Here is a 16,694-nt window from a genome sequence, read left to right as displayed (position 1 = left end):
CATGGCAATGACGCTTGTCGAGAAGATCTTCGCCCGATGCGCCGGGCGCGACACCGTCACGGCGGGCGAGGTCGTCTGGGTGCGCCCCGATCTCGTGACCGTGCCCGAGGTGGCCTTCCCGGCTTACGTGAAACGCCTGCGGGGCGTCGGGTTCGAGCGGTTTTCGAACCCCGACAAGGTGGTCGTGGCCATTGACCACGAGGTTCCGGCCCATTCGCAGGCCGGCGCCGAGCGCAACCGGCTTACCCGCCAGCTGGCGCATGAGTTTTCCGTCGGCCACCTGTTCGACAGCGAAGGCATCACGCACCCGCTGCTCATCGAGCGCGGCCTTGTCCGGCCGGGCGATTTCGTGGCCGCCGCCGACAGCCATACCGCCGTGATCGGCGGGGCGGGGGCCGTCGGCGTGCCCTTCGGCTTCGAGACCGCCCTGCTGATGGCGACCGGCCAGATCTGGGTCATGGTGCCGGAGACCATACGCGTCACGCTGACCGGCAAGCCGCAGCCCGGCGTCGGCGCGCGCGACATCGCCCTGGCGACCATGCGCGAGCTTGACGAGACCGCCGCCAGCTACCGGCTCCTGGAGTTCGCGGGGGAGGGCCTGGCCCATGTGCCGTTCTGGGACCGGATGACGCTTTGCGGCCTGTGCATCGACATCGGGGCCAAGTCGGCGGTCGTTCCCGCCGACGCCGTCACCGTCGCCGCCCTGGAAGGGATCGGCGTCGAAACGACCGGGGACGTGGTCAGCGATGCCGGTGCGCGCTTTTGCCAGGAGGTCGAGATCGACCTCGGGACGCTCGAGCCGCTGGTGTCCGTCCCGCCGTCCCCCACCCATGTGCGCCGCGTCTCGGAGATGCGGGACACCACGATCCAGCATGCCTACCTGGGGTCCTGTGCCTCGGGCACGCTGGAGGACCTGCGCGCCGCCGATGCGCTTCTGTCCGGCCACAAGGTCAGGGAGGGCGTGAACATGCTGGTCATCCCGTCGACGCGCAAGACCTACCAGCGGGCGATGGAGGAAGGCATTCTCACGCGCTTTACCGCGGCCGGGGCCACCGTGCTCGCCCCCACCTGCGGGCCCTGCTTCGGCGGGCTGGCGCAGCTTTGTGCCGGCGAGCGGCGCATTTCCACGAGCACGCGCAACGACCCCGGGCGCATGGGCAGTGCAGAGGCCGAGATATTCCTCGGCAGCGCGCTGACCGTGACGGCCTCGGCCATCGCCGGCCATATCTGCGGGGCAGGTGACATCGCCAAGGGGCGGCCGTCATGAGGCCGTATACCGGAACCTGCTGGAAACTGCCCGATGCCGTCTCCAGCGATCAGCTGATCGGGCCGGCCCATGTCTTCGACTTCGAGGCCGAGACCCTGCGCAAACACCTGCTCGAGGAGATCGACCCCCGCATCGCCGCGGAGGCAAAACCGGGCGACATACTCCTCGCGGGCCGGAATTTCGCGCAGGGCAGCAACCACAGCCACCCGTTCATCGCGATGAAGGCGATGGGGCTGGGGCTGCTTTGCCGTTCCATCTCGCGGGGGCCCTATCGCCTGACCATCTTCATGGGCGTCCCGATCCTGACGATCACGGGCGAGATCTACGACGCCCTCGAACATCGCGACCGCATCGAGGTTGACTTCACGACCGGTGAGGTCACGGCGCTCGAGACCGGCACGACATTCCAGGCCGAGGCATTGCCGCCGCACCTGCTTGACATCGTCAAGGCCGGCGGCGGTTTCGAACATGCCAAGGCGCAAGAACAGGACCAGAAACCGTTATGAAAAAAGTAGCACATGCGCGCGTTGACGAACCGGTCGCCCGACCGTCGGTCATCGAGATACGAAACTTGCAGAAGGTGTTCGCCGCGCGCGACGGCAATCCGGTGCAGGCGCTCAGCTCCGTGTCCCTCGATATCGCCAAGGGCGAGTTCCTGACGATCGTCGGGCCGTCGGGCTGTGGCAAGTCGACCCTGCTGCGGCTCGTGGCCGGGCTGGCCGATCCGAGCGAAGGCGAATTGCTGCTGAACGGAAGCCCCATCACCGGGCCGCAGCGCGACATGGGCATCGTGTTCCAGTCGCCCGTGCTGTTCCCGTGGCGCAGCGTCATGGACAACGTGCTGCTGCCGGCTGACGTCCTGAAGCTCGACCGCCGCGATGCGCGCAACCGGGCCGAGGAACTGCTCGAAATCGTCGGGCTTTCCGACTTCGCCAAGAAGTACCCGAACGAGCTGTCGGGCGGGATGCAGCAGCGCGTCGCCATCGCGCGGGCGCTCGTGCACCGGCCTTCCGTGGTGCTGATGGACGAACCGTTCGGCGCGCTCGACGCCATGACGCGGGACACGATGAACCTGGAGATCATGCGCATCTGGCGCGAGGCGGGCACCACGATCCTCTTCGTGACCCATTCCATTCCCGAAGCGGTCTTTCTTGGCGAACGGGTCGTCGTGATGACGGCCCGCCCGGGGAAGATTGCCGAGGTGGTGGATGTCGACCTGCCCGCCAACCGGGGCATCGATATCGTCAACACCGACCATTTCGGGACCTATGCCCGCAGGATCCGCAACCATTTCAACGCAAGGGGGCTTGACTGATGGCCGTCACCACCGAAGGCGCCCCGGCGCCGCGCCGCAAGACGCTAGGCGAAACCGTCCGCCACCGGCCCGAATACGTGCTGGGGCCGCTGCTTCTGGTCGTTATCCTGTCGGTCTGGCACGGGCTGGTGACGTGGATGGAGGTGCCAAGCTACATCGTGCCGAAACCGTATGAAGTCGCCTCGGCCTTCTACCACGGCGTGTTCAAGGGCAATTACCTCTACCACGCCGGCGTCACCCTGTCGGAGGCGCTGTCGGGGTTCTTCATCGCCTCCAGCCTCGGGCTGGTGCTCGGCACGCTGATCGCCCAGTCCCGGCTTGTCGAGAAGACGCTCTACCCGTACCTCATCACGATCCAGACGACGCCGAAGATCGCCGTCGCGCCGCTTCTGATCATCTGGTTCGGCTTCGGCATGACCTCGAAGGTCGTCATCGCCGCGACCGTGGCCTTCTTCCCCGTGCTGGTGAACGTGATCGCCGGGCTGCGCTCGATCGACCGCGAGAAGATCGAGCTGATGCGCTCGCTCAATGCCAGCAAGTGGCAGATGTTCCGCATGGCCCGGTTGCCGTCCGCGCTGCCCATCATCTTCGCCGGCCTGAACGTGGCAATCGTGTTCAGCATCCTCGGCGCCATCGTGGGCGAGTTCGTCGGCTCGAAAGCGGGGCTCGGCAACGTGATCCTTCAGGCCAACGTCAACATGGACACGTCGAGCATCTTCGCGGTGCTGGTCTGCCTGGCCATCATCGGCATCTCGATGCACGGCCTGATGGGGTTCCTGCAGCGCCGGCTGGTGTTCTGGGGCAACAGCGGCCCGCCCAGCTGACGGGCCCGAAGGGCGCGCGGCCTGCGTCTGGCGATGATCGTCTACCGGATGCCGTCGATCGCGGCGAGGTACTCGGCCCGCAGGCGGTCGACCAGCCCGGCGGCAGGCGGCACGTCGTCGATGCTGCCCACGCCCTGGCCGGCGGCCCAGACGTCTTTCCAGGCCCTGGCATCCGTCGTTCCGAAATCGAGCTTCTCCGGCAGGGCGTTGGGGTCGAGCCCCGCCTGCTGGAGGCTGGGCGCGAGGAAGTTGCCGTTCACGCCGCTGATGGCGGGGGTGTAGACGATGTCCTCGGCCGTCGCGGTGCGCACCATCTCCTTCTGCGCGTCGAAGGCCAGGCTCTCGCGCGTCGCCAGGAACCGCGTGCCGATATACGCCATGTCCGCCCCCAGCAACTGCGCCGCCGCGATTTGCGCGCCGGTGGAAATCGCCCCGCCAAGGATGATCGTGCCGTCGAAGATCCGGCGGATCTCCGGCACCAGCGCGAAGGCGCTGAGCGTGCTGGCATGGCCGCCCGCGCCCGAGCACACGGCGATGATCCCGTCCACCCCGGCCTCGGCCGCCTTGCGGGCGTGGCGCAGGTTGATCACGTCGTGGAACACCAGGCCGCCATAACCGTGGACGGCCTGAACGACCTCCTCGATCGCCCCGAGCGAGGTGATGACGAGCGGCACCCTGTTGTCGACGGTGATCTTCAGATCGGCTTGCAGCCGCGGGTTGGAGCGGTGCACGACAAGGTTCACGGCGTAGGGGGCGACGGGGCCGGCCTGCCCGTCGAAGGCGGCGAGGCGCCCGGGGATCTCCTGCAGCCAGTCGGCGTAGCCTTCCGAACTGCGCTGGTTGAGCGCGGGGAAGGACCCGATGACGCCCGACCGGCAGGTTTCCACCACCAGGTCTGGGCCGGAGACGAGAAACATCGGGGCGGCGATGGCCGGAAGGGAAAGCCGGCCAGCAAGCCGTTCGGGGAGCGGCATCTGCGGCCTCCTATTCCTTGAAGTAATCGGGCTTGCCGATCGTCCAGGTCTCGCCCCAGTGCTGGCCGCCGCCGGCGACGTGCATCACCTCGCCCGTGACATAGGCGCTCGCGGGGCTGGCAAGGTAGGCGCAGGCTTCCGCCACCTCCCACGGGCTGCCGTTGCGCATCATCGGGTTCGAGCGATGGTAGAGCGCGCGGGCCTCGGCCGAGTAGACTTTCCAGCCTTCCGTTTCGATCGCGCCGGGGGCGATGCAGTTGATGCGGATGCCCAGCGGTGCCCACTCCACCGCCAGGTTCTGCGACAGCGCCACCACGCCGGCCCGGGCCGCCACCGTGTGGGCGACGCCGTAGAGCCCGTGGCGGGTGACGACCACGATATTGACGATGGTGCCCGGCTGGCCGCGGTCGCGCCAGAAGCGGGCGGCGGCCTGCATCATGAACCAGGTGCCGTTGAGGTTGGTGTTGATGACCGCGTTCCAGCCCTTCTCGGAGAAATCGATGGCCTCCTGCGGGAACTGGCCGCCCGCCGAGTTGATCAGCGCGTCGAGCCGCCCGTAGCGCTCGCCGATCTCGGTAAAGAGCTGTTGCACCGCCGCGGTGTCACGAATGTCGACGGCCCGGGGCAGCGCTTCGATGCCCTGGGGCGACAGAAGCCTGGCCAGGGCGTCGAGCCTGTCCTGATCGCGCCCCACGAGCACCAGCCGCGCGCCGAGCCGGCCAAGCAGCCATGCCGTCGCCCGGCCCAGCCCGCCGGCCGCCCCGGAGATCAGCACGACCTGGCCCGCGAAGGCATCGTCGCGAAAGACGGTGGGGGCTTGGGACAGCTCCGTATCGCTCATGCCGATCGGGTCGCCGGCGGTCTCATCGCTCACGTGGTCCATGTCACTTCATGTCTTTGAGCAGTTCGCCGGCAATGATCATCTTGCGCACCTCCGTGGTTCCCGCCCCGATCTCGAGCAGCTTGATCGAGCGGTAGAGGCGGTTGACCTCCGATTCCCAGATATAGCCCGATCCGCCGTGTATCTGCATCGCGTTGTCCAGCACCCGGTTCACCGCCTGGCCCGCATACATGACCGAGGCGGCGGTCAGCATGTGGATATCTCCGCGCGGGCCCGAGCCCACCTCCAGCTCCTCCGCCGCGGCAAGGCCGCGATAGGTGAAGGTCCGTAGGGTTTCCACGTCGACATACATCTCGGCCAGCATCGACTGCACCATCTGGAACTTGCCGATGGGCTTACCGAACTGCTGGCGGGTCTGGGCATACTCGATCGACAGTTCCAGCGCCCGCTCGGCCACGCCGAGGCACAGCGGCGAGATCATCGCCCGCTCGAGGTCCAGCCCCGACATGACGATCTGCACGCCCCGGTTCTCCTCGCCGACCCGGTTTTCCGCCGGCACGCGGCACTCCTCGAATACCAGTTCGGCCGTCTGGCTGCCGCGGTACCCCATCTTGATCAGCTTCTGCGCCACCTTGAAGCCGGGGAAATCCTTCTCGACGATGAACGCCGAAATCCCGTGCGCGCCCTTCTCCTTGTCGGTCTTGGCATAGATCAGAAGGATGTCGGCCACCGGCCCGTTGGTGATGTAGATCTTCGAGCCGTTCAGCACGTACTCGTCGCCCTCCTTCCGCGCGGTCGTCCGCATCGAGCCCAGCGCGTCCGAGCCGGCGCCCGGCTCGGTCAGCCCCAGCGCGCCGGTCTTCTTCCCCGAACACAGGTCGGGCAGGTACTTCTTCCGCTGCGCCTCGTTCGCGTTGCGGAAGATGTTGTTGAGGCACAGGTTCTCATGCGCCACCCAGCTCAGGGCAAGCGCGTGGTTCCAGCGCCCGAACGCCTGCAGCAGAAGGCCCGAGGTGAACAGGTCCATCCCGACCCCGCCGTATTCCTCCGGCACGGTGATGCCGAAATACCCGGCCTCTCCCATTTTCGGAAAGGCCTCCTCCGGCCACCATTCCTCTTCATCCATGCGCGGCGCGAGCGGGTAAAGCTCGTTCCGGGCGAATCGGTCGGCCTGGTCGAGGATTTCCCGCTGGGTCTCGTCGAGGTCGAACCGGATGTTCGGGTCGTAATTCGGAAGCCGTTCCGGCACTGCGGAATTGGTCATGTCTGTCTCCTCCCTGTCCGTTGACCCCGGGGGGCTTCCCCGCGGATCAATGGCGTCTCGGCAAAGTTAGTGAACATCACTTACCGTGTCTACAATTTATTGCGAAGAGCGGATTCATTCCGAAAAACGCCTGTTTTCCCTGTTTTTGCTGCATTGCAGAAGCGCATCTTTGCAGTTGCGGCGCGATACCGGCTCGACAAATCGCCCTCACAATCCCTGTTGACAGGATTAAGTAAATCATACTCACTAAGGGCACGGATTCGCTTGGGAGAGCGATATCCAGCCAGCGAAGAGGGAGGAGCGCGTGGCAGACGACCTGTGGCATCAGACATCCGGCGCGGTGATGACGATCACCATCAACCGCCCCGAGCGGCGCAATGCCCTCAATGCCTCCGTCGCCGCCGGGATCAGCGCGGCGCTGGACAAGGGCGAGGCCGACCCGTCGGTGCGCGCCATCGTCCTGACCGGGGCCGAGGACAAGGCGTTCTGCGCCGGCGGCGACCTGCAGCTCGACGCCGACGGCACGCCCTTCACGATCGAGGCGGCCGACCCGCGCCACTACGTTGCCGGGCTGTTCCGCCGCATGCGCGCCTGCCGCCTGCCGCTCGTCGCGCGGGTCAACGGCCATGCCCTTGCGGGCGGCTTCGGGCTGCTGTGCGCCTGCGATCTCGCGGTCGCGAAAGAGGAGGCCCTTCTCGGGCCGACGGAAACCCGCGTCGGGCTTTTCCCGATGATGATCCTGCCCCACCTGCTGCGCGTCGTACCCGAACGCGCCCTGATGGAGATGTGCCTTACGGGCGAGCCCGTCACCGCCCGGGATGCCGTGCCGCTCAACCTCGTGAACTATACCGTTCCGGCCGACGAGCTCGACGCCAAGACCGATTGGCTGGTCGAGCGGATCACCTCCAAGACACCCACCGGCATCCGGCTCGGCAAGCAATCCCTGGCGCATATCCGCGAGATGAGCTTCGATCACGCGCTGGAATACGCGCAATTCATGCTGGCGAACATGTGCCGCACGGAAGACGCCCGCGAAGGCATGACCGCCTTCGCCCAGAAACGCGCGCCGGAGTGGACGGGCCGATGACCGCGATGCCCGACACCGTGCGCATCGGCTGTGGCGCGGGCTTCTGGGGCGATACGCCCGAGGGCCCGAAGCAGCTCATCCGGCGTGGCGCGCTGGACTACCTGATCCTCGACTACCTGGCGGAAATCACCATGTCGATCCTCGCCCGGATGAAGGCGAAGGACCCGGCGGCGGGCTACGCGACGGATTTCGTCACCCATGTTGCCGGGCCGCTTGCAGGGGAGATCGCAAGCTCGGGGGTCAAGATCGTCACCAATGCCGGCGGGCTGAACCCCGCCGCCTGCCGCGATGCGCTCGAGGCCGCCTTCGGCGCGGCGGGTGTGAACATGAAGATCGCGCTGGTCCACGGGGATGACCTGTCGGACATGGCAGACAGCCTGCGGGAGGCCGGCCTGCGGGAGATGGCCAGCGGGGCGCCGTTGCCCGACCGGCTATCGAGCATCAACGCCTATCTCGGAGCGTTGCCCATCGCCGAGGCGCTGGCGGATGGCGCCGACATCGTCATCACCGGGCGGGTGACGGATTCGGCGCTGGCGCTGGGGCCGCTGATCCACGAGTTCGGCTGGCGCGCGGAGGATCACGACCTGCTCGCCGCCGGCAGTCTCGCCGGTCACGTCCTCGAATGCGGCACCCAGGCGACCGGCGGTATCGTGACGGACTGGCGCGAGGTCGATGGCTGGGACGACATGGGCTTCCCGATCGCGATCTGCTCGGGCGACGGCAGTTTCGAGCTGACCAAGCCCGACGGCACCGGCGGGCGGGTCACAAGGCAGGGCGTGGCCGAGCAGATCACCTACGAAGTCGGCGACCCGGCGGCCTATGTGCTGCCGGACGTCATCTGCGACTTCACGCAGGTGAAGGTGGAACAGGCCGGGCCGGACCGGGTGCGGGTGTCCGGCGCGCGGGGGCGGGCCCCGACCGGAAGTTACAAGGTCTGCGCCACCTATGCCGACGGTTACCGCGCCACGGCCACGATGACGGTCAGCGGGTTCCAGGCCGGCGCGCGGGCGCAGGCGACGGGAGAGGCCATCCTGTCCCGCGTATCTCGGCTGGCGGCCGAGGCGGGGTTCGCCCCGTTCGGGGAGACGCTTGTCGAGGTGCTGGGCACCGGCGCGGCCTTCGGGATCGATCCGCGCGACAGCGACGCCACCGAGGTGGTTCTGCGCCTCTCGGCCCGCCATGCGGAAAAGGCGCCGCTGGGCTTGTTCGGGCGCGAGATCTACCCTGCCGCCACCGCGATGGCGCAGGGGCTCACCGGCTTCGCGGGCGGACGGCCGGCGCCGCAGCCGGTGATCCGGCTGTTCTCGGCCCTGCTCGACAAGGGGGCCGTCGATATCGAGATCGACTGCGATGGCACGCGCCGGCCCGTGATCGTGCCGGGGGGAGATGCGGCGCCGCCGGTGTCGCGCGCGCCGGAGCGGGCCGACGCCGCGCCGGCCGGGCCGGCCGTGACGCTGCCCCTGGTCGCGCTGGCCTACGGCCGCAGCGGCGACAAGGGCGACATCGCCAATATCGGCCTCCTGGCGCGCGACCCGGCCTTCCTGCCGGTCCTGCGCCGCGAGGTCACGGCCGACCGGGTCAAGGCGCAGTTCGCGCACGTCGCCCGCGGCCCCGTTACCCGCCACGACTGGCCCGGCCTTCACGGGTTCAACTTCGTCATGGAGCGCGCCCTCGGTGGCGGTGGCATCGCGTCGCTGCGCAACGATCCGCAGGGCAAGGGCTATGCCCAGGCGCTGCTGATGATGCCCGTTTCGGTGCCGGTCGACCTTGTCCGCGCACACCCGACACTCGCCGCCCACGCGGCCAAGACCGAGGAACCCGCATGAGCCCGTCACCCGAAAAACGGGCGGTTGTCCGCCTGCCGCGCGCCGAACGGATGCACCAGATCGAATCCGCCGCCCGGAAGCTCTTCCACAAGCACGGCTACACCGCCGCCCGGATCAGCGAGATCGCCGCCGATGCCGGCATCTCCGAGGCCGCGATCTACAAGTTCTACAGCAACAAGCGCGACCTGCTGCACACGCTGCTCAAGGACTGGTACATGGGCATGCTCGACGACTTCTACGAGAAGCTCGAAGGCGTCGAAGGCGCGCGCAACCGCATCAAGGTCATCATCTGGCAGCACCTCAAGTCGATCCGGGAATGTCCCGACCTGTGCCGCCTGTTCTATTCCGAAGTCCGCAGCATGCCGGACTATTACGACACCGAGCTCTACGAGCTGAACCGGCGCTACACGCTGGTGCTGGTCGACGTGGTCAAGACCGGCATCGCCAGCGGCGAGTTGCGCCCCGACACCTCCTCCGCCCTGGTGCGCGACGTGATCTTCGGCGGCATCGAGCACCGCGTGACCCCGTTCCTGATGGGCCGCAGCGACATCGATATCGACGAGATGTCCAGCCAGCTTTGCGACCTTGTCTGCCAGGGCATCTGCACCCCCGACGCGGGCCAGGACATGGACAGGCTGATGGCCCGGCTGGAACGCGTGGCCGACCGTCTCGACGGCAAGGCGAAAGGCGGCTGACCGATGCTCCGGCTGACCAACGTCCAGATCATGTACGACCGCTCGATCGAGGCGGTGCGGGACGTGTCGCTCAATGTCGAGCCGGGCTCGATCGTGGCGCTGCTCGGCTCCAACGGCGCCGGGAAATCGACCCTGCTCAAGGCCATCTCCAACGTGCTCTACCCCGAGGAAGGCGAGGTCATCAACGGCACCCTCGCCTTCGAGGACGCCGACCTCAAGCGCATCGCCGCCGACGAGATCGTGCGCCGCGGCATCGTCCACGTGCCCGAGGGGCGGCGGCTCTTCCCGCTGATGTCGGTGGAAGAGAACCTCTCGATGGGCGCCTTCCTCAAGACCCAGGCCCAGATGAAGGCCGATCTCGAGCGGGTCTATACCCTGTTTCCCCGCCTCAAGGAACGCCGCAACGCGGTGGCGGGCTACCTCTCCGGCGGCGAGCAGCAGATGGCAGCGATCGGCCGGGCGCTGATGGCCGAGCCCAGGCTCCTGATGCTCGACGAGCCCTCCCTCGGGCTCGCGCCACAGATCATCGACCAGATCTTCGAAACCATCGTCGCCCTCAACAAGGAGGGCAGGATGTCCATCCTGCTGGTCGAGCAGAACGCCTCCCTCGCCCTCGACGTGGCCGATTACGGCTACATCATGGAAAACGGCCGCGTCGTGCTCGACGGCCCGGCGCGGGATATCGCCGGCAATGACGACGTGAAGGAATTCTACCTCGGCTTCGGCGAAAGCGGCTCGCGCAAGAACTACCGCGAGGTGAAACACTACAAGCGTCGCAAGAGGTGGCTGTCATGACGAGCATTCTTTCGCTGTCCGGCGTCACCAAGCGCTTCGGCGGGCTCACCGCGGTGAGCGACGTGACCTTCGACGTGCCCGAGGGCGCGATCTACAGCGTGATCGGCCCGAACGGCGCGGGCAAGACCACGCTCTTCAACCTGGTCAGCGCGCTCTTCGCCCCTTCCGACGGCGAGATCGTCTTCGACGGCCACGCCCTGCACCGCGCCTCGACTCACCAGCTTGTCGATTTTGGCATCGGCCGCACCTTCCAGAACCTCGCGATCTTCGGCCACGCCACCGTGGTGCAGAACCTGCTCGTGGGCCTCCACCACACGCTGAAGGCCAACCCGTTCACCGCCGCCCTCTTCTGGGGCCCCGCCCGCAACGAGGAGATCCGCGCCCGCAAGCAGGTCGAGAAGATCATTGACTTCCTCGAGATCGAGCACCTGCGCGACACGCCCGTGGGCCTCCTGTCCTACGGCCTGCAGAAGCGCGTGGAACTCGGCCGGGCGCTGGCCACCGGGCCCAGGCTCCTGCTGCTCGACGAGATGGTCTCGGGCATGAACAGCGAGGAAACCGAGGACATCGCCCGCTTCATCCTCGACATCCGCGAAGAGCTGGGCGTGACCGTGGTGATGGTCGAGCACGACATGGGCATCGTCATGGACATCTCCGACCGGGTCGCCGTCCTCAACCACGGCGCGCTGATCGGGGAAGGCACGCCCGCCGAGATCTCCGCCAACGAGGCGGTGATCCAGGCCTACCTGGGGAAGAACTGACCATGCTGCGCGACACGAAGCTGGCCGAAACCACCACCCTTCCGGGCCTCCTGCGCCACTGGGCGCAGACCCAGCCCGACCGGCTGGCCTTCCGCGAAAAGGACCTCGGTGTCTGGCAGCGCTTCACCTACCGTGACTATTACGAGCGCACCAGGGATTTCGCCTACGGGCTGCTCGCGCTTGGGGTGGAACCGGGCGATTTCCTTGCCGTCGCCAGCGAGAATACGCCCGAGTGGATGTTCAGCGACATGGCGATCCAGGCGCTCGGCGGGGCCTGCATCGGCATCTACCCCACCAACCCCTGGCCGGAACTGCGCTACATCCTCGAACATTCCCGCTCGCGCATCGTCGTCTGCGGCGATCAGGAGCAGACCGACAAGGTCTTCGACGCGATCCGGCACGAGGGCGAGCTGCCCCATCTCGAAAAGATCATCTGCGTCGACATGAAGGGGCTGAAGCACTACCCGCGCGACATGCTGATGAGCTTCGAGGAAGTGTCGGAGCTTGGCCGCGCACAACGAGAGGCCTACGGCGACCGGTTCGAACGCTCGATCGACGCGCTCACCCCCGACGACCCGGCGATCATCGTCTACACTTCCGGCACGACCGGAAAACCCAAGGGCGCGATGCTGTCGCATCACGGGCTGATCTGGGGCGCGCTGCGCCTGTCCGAACGGCACAAGGTCGACGAGACCAACTGGGAGGTGCTCTGCTACCTGCCGCTCTGCCACGTGGCAGAGCGGCTCTGCTCCACCGTCATGCAGCTGGTCAACGGTTCGACCGTGAACTTCGCCGAATCCATCGACGCGGTCGGCCAGAACCTGCGCGAGATCGCCCCCTCCGGCTTCCTCGGGGTGCCGCGCATCTGGGAAAAGCTGCAATACGCGGTGATCGTGCGGCTGAAGGACGCCACGCCGCTGCAACAGAAGGTGGTCGCCCGCGCGCTCGAACTTGGCCGGCCCATCGCCCGGCGGCGGCTCGATAATGGCGGCCGCTTCGCCTCGCTGCGCGACAGGCTGGTCTATGCGCTGCTCTGGCTCATCTGCTTCCGCCCGCTGCAGAAAAGCATGGGGCTCGACCGGGCGCGCACCATGCTCTGCGGCGGGGCGTCGATCTCTCCCGACGTGCTGGAATATTTCTGGGCCATCGGCCTCAGGGTCTACCAGGTCTACGGCATGACCGAGCTGTCGGGCATCTCGCACAGCCAGTACCCCGGCCACACCGCCCTGGGCGAGTCCGGCCCGCCGCTCGACACCTACGACCAGAAGATCGCCGGGGATGGCGAGATCCTCATCCGCTCGCCCGCGGTCTTCCCCGGCTACCTGCGCAACGAGGAGGCGACGGCCGCTGCGGTGGTCGACGGCTGGATGCATACCGGCGACGTGGGCGAGATCGGCCCCGACGGCTCGATCCGCATCACCGACCGCAAGAAAGACCTGATCATCACCTCGGGCGGCAAGAACATCACGCCATCCCTCATCGAGAACCGGATGAAGGACTCGATCTATATCCGCGAGGCGGTGCTGATCGGCGAGCGCCGCAACTACCTGACCGCGCTGATCCAGGTCGATTACGAAACCGTCGGCAAATGGGCCCAGGAAAAGGGTCTGGCCTACACCACCTTCAAAAGCCTCTCCAGCCTGCCCGAAGTGCGCGACCTGATCGAAAGGGAAGTCGAGAAGGTGAACCGCGAATTCAGCCGGGTGGAAAACGTCCGCCGCTTCGACCTCCTGACCAAGGAGCTCGACCACGACGACGGCGAGGTCACGGCGACCATGAAGGTCCGCCGCGCGGTCGTGGAAAGCAAGTTCAAAGACCAGATCGACGCCATGTACGCCGCCTGAGGAGATCAGAATGGACCTGTTTCTCAACCTAGTCGCCTCCGGCCTCGTTATCGGGTCGATCTACGGCATCATCGCCATCGCCTTCGCGATCATCTTCAAGACCACGGGCGTGCTCAACTTCGCCCAGGGCGAGGTGATGATGCTGGTGGCCTATACCAGCTGGAGCCTCGCCACCTCCCTCGCGCTGCCGTTCTGGCTGCTGGTGCCGGTCACCATCCTTGCCGCGGCGCTGATCGGCGTGGTGATCGAATTCGTCTTCATCCGGCCCATGTCGGGCCAGCCGGTGTTCTCGATCGTGATGGTCACCATCGGTCTCGCCATCACCCTGCGCAGCCTGATCATCATGATCTGGGGGCCGGACGCGGCGCCCTTCGACGCCTCGGTCGAGGGCGGGCTGATCGAGATCGGGCCGGTCGTGCTCTTTTCCGAACAGCTCTTCGCGCTCCTGCTCTTCTGCGCGGTCAGCGCGGCGGTCTATCTCTTCTTCCGGTTCACCCGCATCGGCATCGCCATGCGCGCCACCGCGATGGACGAGACATCGGCCCTGCTGATGGGCGTCGACGTGCGCCGCATTTCGTCGCTCGCCTGGGCCATCGCGGCGGTGGTCTCGGGCCTCGCCGGCGTCGCCTTCGCGGTGATGTTCGCCCGCGCCCCAGACATGTGGTTCCAGGGGCTGCAATCCTTCCCGGCCGCCATCCTCGGCGGGCTCGACTCGCCGCTGGGCTCGGGCGCGGGCGGCCTGATCATCGGCGTCATCGCCGCCCTGTCCGAAGGCTATATCGGCCACGGCCTGAAAGAGATCTCGGGCTTCATCGTGATCATCATCGTGCTGATGATCCGGCCCTACGGTCTCTTCGGTGAAAAAGAACTGGAGCGCGTCTGATGCGGACCCGTCACTTCGTCGAAACCTACGAGAAACACGTCTCGCTCAGCCACAACCCGGTGACGTGGTCCTGGGCCCTGCTGCTGGTGCTGGCGCTGGCGCTGCTGCCGATGGTGGCCAGCAGCTACCTTCTGTCGCTCGCCACCACCGTGGGCATCGCGGCGATCGGGGCGATCGGGCTCAACATCCTGACCGGGTCGACCGGGCTGATATCGCTGGGGCAGGCGGGGTTCCTCGCCTCGGGCTGCTACACCACCGGGCTGCTCATCGCCGATTACAACTGGCCGCCGGAGCTGGCCCTGCTGATGGCCGGCGTGGTGCCGGCGCTGCTCAGCCTGCTGGTCGGCGTTCCCTCGCTGCGGCTCAAGGGGCTCTACCTCGCGATCACCACGATGGCGTTTTCCTTCATCGTCACCCATTTCCTGCTCTACGCCGAGGGCATCACCCACGGCCCCTACGGCGTGCGCGTCGAGGACCTGAACTTCCTCGGGCTCGACCTCGCCACCACCACTGGCCTCTACACGCTGGTCCTGGTCACCGCGATCCTCGTGACGCTGATGGCCCTCAACATCCTGCGCACCCGCGTCGGCCGCGCCTTCACCGCCATCCGCGACCACGACATCGCCGCCCGCGTCATGGGCATCAGCCTCGTGCGCTACAAGCTGGTGGCCTTCATGGTCTCGTCCTTTTTCGTGGGCATCGCCGGCGGGCTCATGGCCTTCCAGTTCCGTTTCATCAACGTCGACATCTTCAACGTGCTGCTGTCGATCGAGGCGCTGGCGATGGTGATCGTCGGCGGGCTCGGTTCGGTCGCGGGCGCGATCATGGGGGCGGTCTTCATCGTCCTGCTGCCCGAGGCCACGCGCGAGGCACTCGACCTGCTGCCGACCGGCGTCAACAACATGCTCTCGACCTACATCTACGAGATCCGCGGCCTGCTCACCGGCCTCACCATCATCATCATGCTGCGCATCAAGCCACAGGGCCTCGTCGGGCTCTGGCGCGACGTGCAGCGGTACTGGACCCAGTGGCCCCTATCCAAATGACGACAAAGCCAATGGCCACGGGCTGACAACGAACAGAGGAGGACCAACCATGAGACGACTGAAGACAGGAGCCCTCGGGCTCGCGGCGTTGCTGGCAACGGCCACGTTCGTCACGGCGCAGGAGGAGGGCGTCACCGACGACGAGATCGTGATCGGCAACGTGCTGCCCATGACAAGCTCGGCCGCGCTGGTCGGCCGCGCCGCGCATTTCGGATCGGTCATCGCCGCGCGCGAGGCCAACGCCAACGGCGGCGTCAACGGCCGCCAGGTCACCATCCGCACCGAGGATGACGGCTACGTGCCGGCCCGCACGGTGCAGGGCCTGCGCAAGCTGATGGACGAGGGGCTGTTCGGCCTCATCGGCACCGGGGCAGGGGCCGGAACGGCGGCGATCCTGCCGATCCTCGAGGAGGAAGGCATTCCCGCCATCGTGTCCTTCTCGCCGCTGCAGGCGGCGGTGGACCCGATCAAGCCCTCGGTCTTCATGCTGGGCGCGTCCTACCAGGACCTGCTCTATGCCCAGCTCAAGTACATCCACGACAACGACAGCCCCGAAAGCCCCAAATACGGCGTGATCCGGCAGGATGACGATTTCGGCAACCAGGTCGAGGAGGCGTTCCACCGCGCGGTGGACGAGTTCGGCGCCGACACCGCCGAACCGATCCGCTACAAGCGCGGGCAGAAGGATTTCGGCGCCGAGATCCTGCGCACCCGCTCCGACGGGGTGAACGTGCTGGTCGCGGGCGGCGTCACCACCGAGATCCCGGCGATGCTGAAAGAGGCCAGCAAGTTCAAGCTCGACCTCAGGATCGCCACCGTGCCCACCTCGACCCTGCCGCCGATCATGCAGCTCTCGGCGCCCTTCGGATACGACTACTACAGCGGCGACTACATCTCCCCGCGCGGCTCGGAAGGGAGCCAGCATTTCGAGGACATGGCCAAGGCGCACCTGAACGAGGAGGAACAGGGCGCGCTCAACCGCTACGCCATCACCGGCTATATCGCGACGTCGATCATGATTGAGGCGATCCGCCGCTGCGGTGACGAACCGACCCGCGCCTGCGCCGTCGAACAGATGGAATCGGGCGAGGCGTTCGACACCCACGGCATCACCCTGCCGCTCGACTTCGCGCCCGACAGGCACATCTCGGCCACCGCCGTGCGCGTCCTGCAGGTCGATCCCGAGGCGGGCTCGCTCACGCCCGTCACCGAGTTCACCGAGTACTGACACCAAGGCGGCGGGCCGGCCCACCGGCCCGCCGCATTCCCGAG

General features: G+C 66.9%; 16 protein-coding genes. 13 read left to right on the top strand and 3 right to left on the bottom strand.

Annotated features, from left to right (window positions below; translation table 11 throughout):
* The first annotated feature begins 1 nt into the window (after position 1).
* From QUV18_RS06980 to QUV18_RS06965, 4 genes are read left to right on the top strand one after another with little or no spacing between them, the layout of a single operon-like run.
* Positions 2–1,267 (top strand): aconitase/3-isopropylmalate dehydratase large subunit family protein, encoded by a 1,266-nt coding sequence (locus QUV18_RS06980; RefSeq protein WP_300892810.1) that lies wholly within the window; start codon positions 2–4, stop codon positions 1,265–1,267.
* Positions 1,264–1,773 carry a hypothetical protein gene (locus tag QUV18_RS06975; protein ID WP_300892809.1) on the top strand — a complete coding sequence of 170 codons (510 nt, stop codon included), beginning with the start codon at positions 1,264–1,266 and terminating at the stop codon, positions 1,771–1,773. Before QUV18_RS06980 ends, QUV18_RS06975 begins: the two co-directional genes overlap by 4 nt.
* Positions 1,770–2,582: an ABC transporter ATP-binding protein gene (locus tag QUV18_RS06970; protein ID WP_300892808.1), complete on the top strand. Its 813-nt coding sequence runs from the start codon at positions 1,770–1,772 to the stop codon at positions 2,580–2,582. The genes QUV18_RS06975 and QUV18_RS06970 overlap by 4 nt, the downstream gene beginning before the upstream one ends.
* The gene (locus QUV18_RS06965; protein ID WP_300892807.1) at positions 2,582–3,406 is read left to right on the top strand and encodes an ABC transporter permease; all 825 of its coding nucleotides are present in this window, start codon (positions 2,582–2,584) and stop codon (positions 3,404–3,406) included. Before QUV18_RS06970 ends, QUV18_RS06965 begins: the two co-directional genes overlap by 1 nt.
* A 41-nt stretch (positions 3,407–3,447) precedes the next feature.
* Here QUV18_RS06965 and QUV18_RS06960 read toward each other — a convergent pair whose 3' ends face one another.
* The 3 genes from QUV18_RS06960 to QUV18_RS06950 are packed head-to-tail and all read right to left on the bottom strand — an operon-like array spanning position 3,448 to position 6,485.
* Positions 3,448–4,380: a nitronate monooxygenase family protein gene (locus QUV18_RS06960; RefSeq protein WP_300892806.1), complete on the bottom strand. Its 933-nt coding sequence runs from the start codon at positions 4,378–4,380 to the stop codon at positions 3,448–3,450.
* Positions 4,381–4,390: 10 nt separating this feature from the next.
* Positions 4,391–5,263 carry an SDR family oxidoreductase gene (locus tag QUV18_RS06955; protein WP_300892805.1) on the bottom strand — a complete coding sequence of 291 codons (873 nt, stop codon included), beginning with the start codon at positions 5,261–5,263 and terminating at the stop codon, positions 4,391–4,393.
* Position 5,264: 1 nt separating this feature from the next.
* Complete coding sequence (locus QUV18_RS06950) at positions 5,265–6,485, bottom strand: acyl-CoA dehydrogenase family protein (protein ID WP_300892804.1); 1,221 nt, start codon at positions 6,483–6,485, stop codon at positions 5,265–5,267.
* A 304-nt stretch (positions 6,486–6,789) separates the two neighbouring features.
* On the opposite strand from QUV18_RS06950, the gene QUV18_RS06945 reads away from it, so the two are divergent.
* Genes QUV18_RS06945 through QUV18_RS06905 form a run of 9 tightly spaced genes read left to right on the top strand, consistent with a single transcriptional unit; the run spans position 6,790 to position 16,650 of the window.
* Positions 6,790–7,572: an enoyl-CoA hydratase-related protein gene (locus QUV18_RS06945; protein ID WP_300892802.1), complete on the top strand. Its 783-nt coding sequence runs from the start codon at positions 6,790–6,792 to the stop codon at positions 7,570–7,572.
* Positions 7,569–9,398: an acyclic terpene utilization AtuA family protein gene (locus tag QUV18_RS06940; RefSeq protein ID WP_300892801.1), complete on the top strand. Its 1,830-nt coding sequence runs from the start codon at positions 7,569–7,571 to the stop codon at positions 9,396–9,398. Before QUV18_RS06945 ends, QUV18_RS06940 begins: the two co-directional genes overlap by 4 nt.
* Entirely contained in the window at positions 9,395–10,093 is a 699-nt protein-coding gene (locus QUV18_RS06935) for a TetR/AcrR family transcriptional regulator (RefSeq protein ID WP_300892799.1), read from the top strand. Before QUV18_RS06940 ends, QUV18_RS06935 begins: the two co-directional genes overlap by 4 nt.
* Before the next feature lie 3 nt (positions 10,094–10,096).
* Positions 10,097–10,888 carry an ABC transporter ATP-binding protein gene (locus tag QUV18_RS06930; RefSeq protein WP_300892798.1) on the top strand — a complete coding sequence of 264 codons (792 nt, stop codon included), beginning with the start codon at positions 10,097–10,099 and terminating at the stop codon, positions 10,886–10,888.
* A complete protein-coding gene (locus QUV18_RS06925; RefSeq protein ID WP_300892796.1) occupies positions 10,885–11,649 on the top strand; it encodes an ABC transporter ATP-binding protein in 765 nt (254 codons plus the stop codon). The genes QUV18_RS06930 and QUV18_RS06925 overlap by 4 nt, the downstream gene beginning before the upstream one ends.
* A 2-nt stretch (positions 11,650–11,651) precedes the next feature.
* The gene (locus QUV18_RS06920; RefSeq protein WP_300892795.1) at positions 11,652–13,493 is read left to right on the top strand and encodes an AMP-binding protein; all 1,842 of its coding nucleotides are present in this window, start codon (positions 11,652–11,654) and stop codon (positions 13,491–13,493) included.
* Between the two features lie 10 nt (positions 13,494–13,503).
* Positions 13,504–14,376 carry a branched-chain amino acid ABC transporter permease gene (locus QUV18_RS06915; protein WP_300892794.1) on the top strand — a complete coding sequence of 291 codons (873 nt, stop codon included), beginning with the start codon at positions 13,504–13,506 and terminating at the stop codon, positions 14,374–14,376.
* Entirely contained in the window at positions 14,376–15,422 is a 1,047-nt protein-coding gene (locus QUV18_RS06910; RefSeq protein WP_300892793.1) for a branched-chain amino acid ABC transporter permease, read from the top strand. The genes QUV18_RS06915 and QUV18_RS06910 overlap by 1 nt, the downstream gene beginning before the upstream one ends.
* Before the next feature lie 49 nt (positions 15,423–15,471).
* The gene (locus QUV18_RS06905) at positions 15,472–16,650 is read left to right on the top strand and encodes an ABC transporter substrate-binding protein (protein ID WP_300892792.1); all 1,179 of its coding nucleotides are present in this window, start codon (positions 15,472–15,474) and stop codon (positions 16,648–16,650) included.
* Positions 16,651–16,694: the final 44 nt, after the last annotated feature.

This window comes from Roseovarius sp., from assembly GCF_030373445.1.
Lineage (GTDB): Bacteria > Pseudomonadota > Alphaproteobacteria > Rhodobacterales > Rhodobacteraceae > Roseovarius.
Note: the sequence above shows the minus strand (reverse complement) of the source record. Positions and strands in the feature narration are given on the sequence as shown.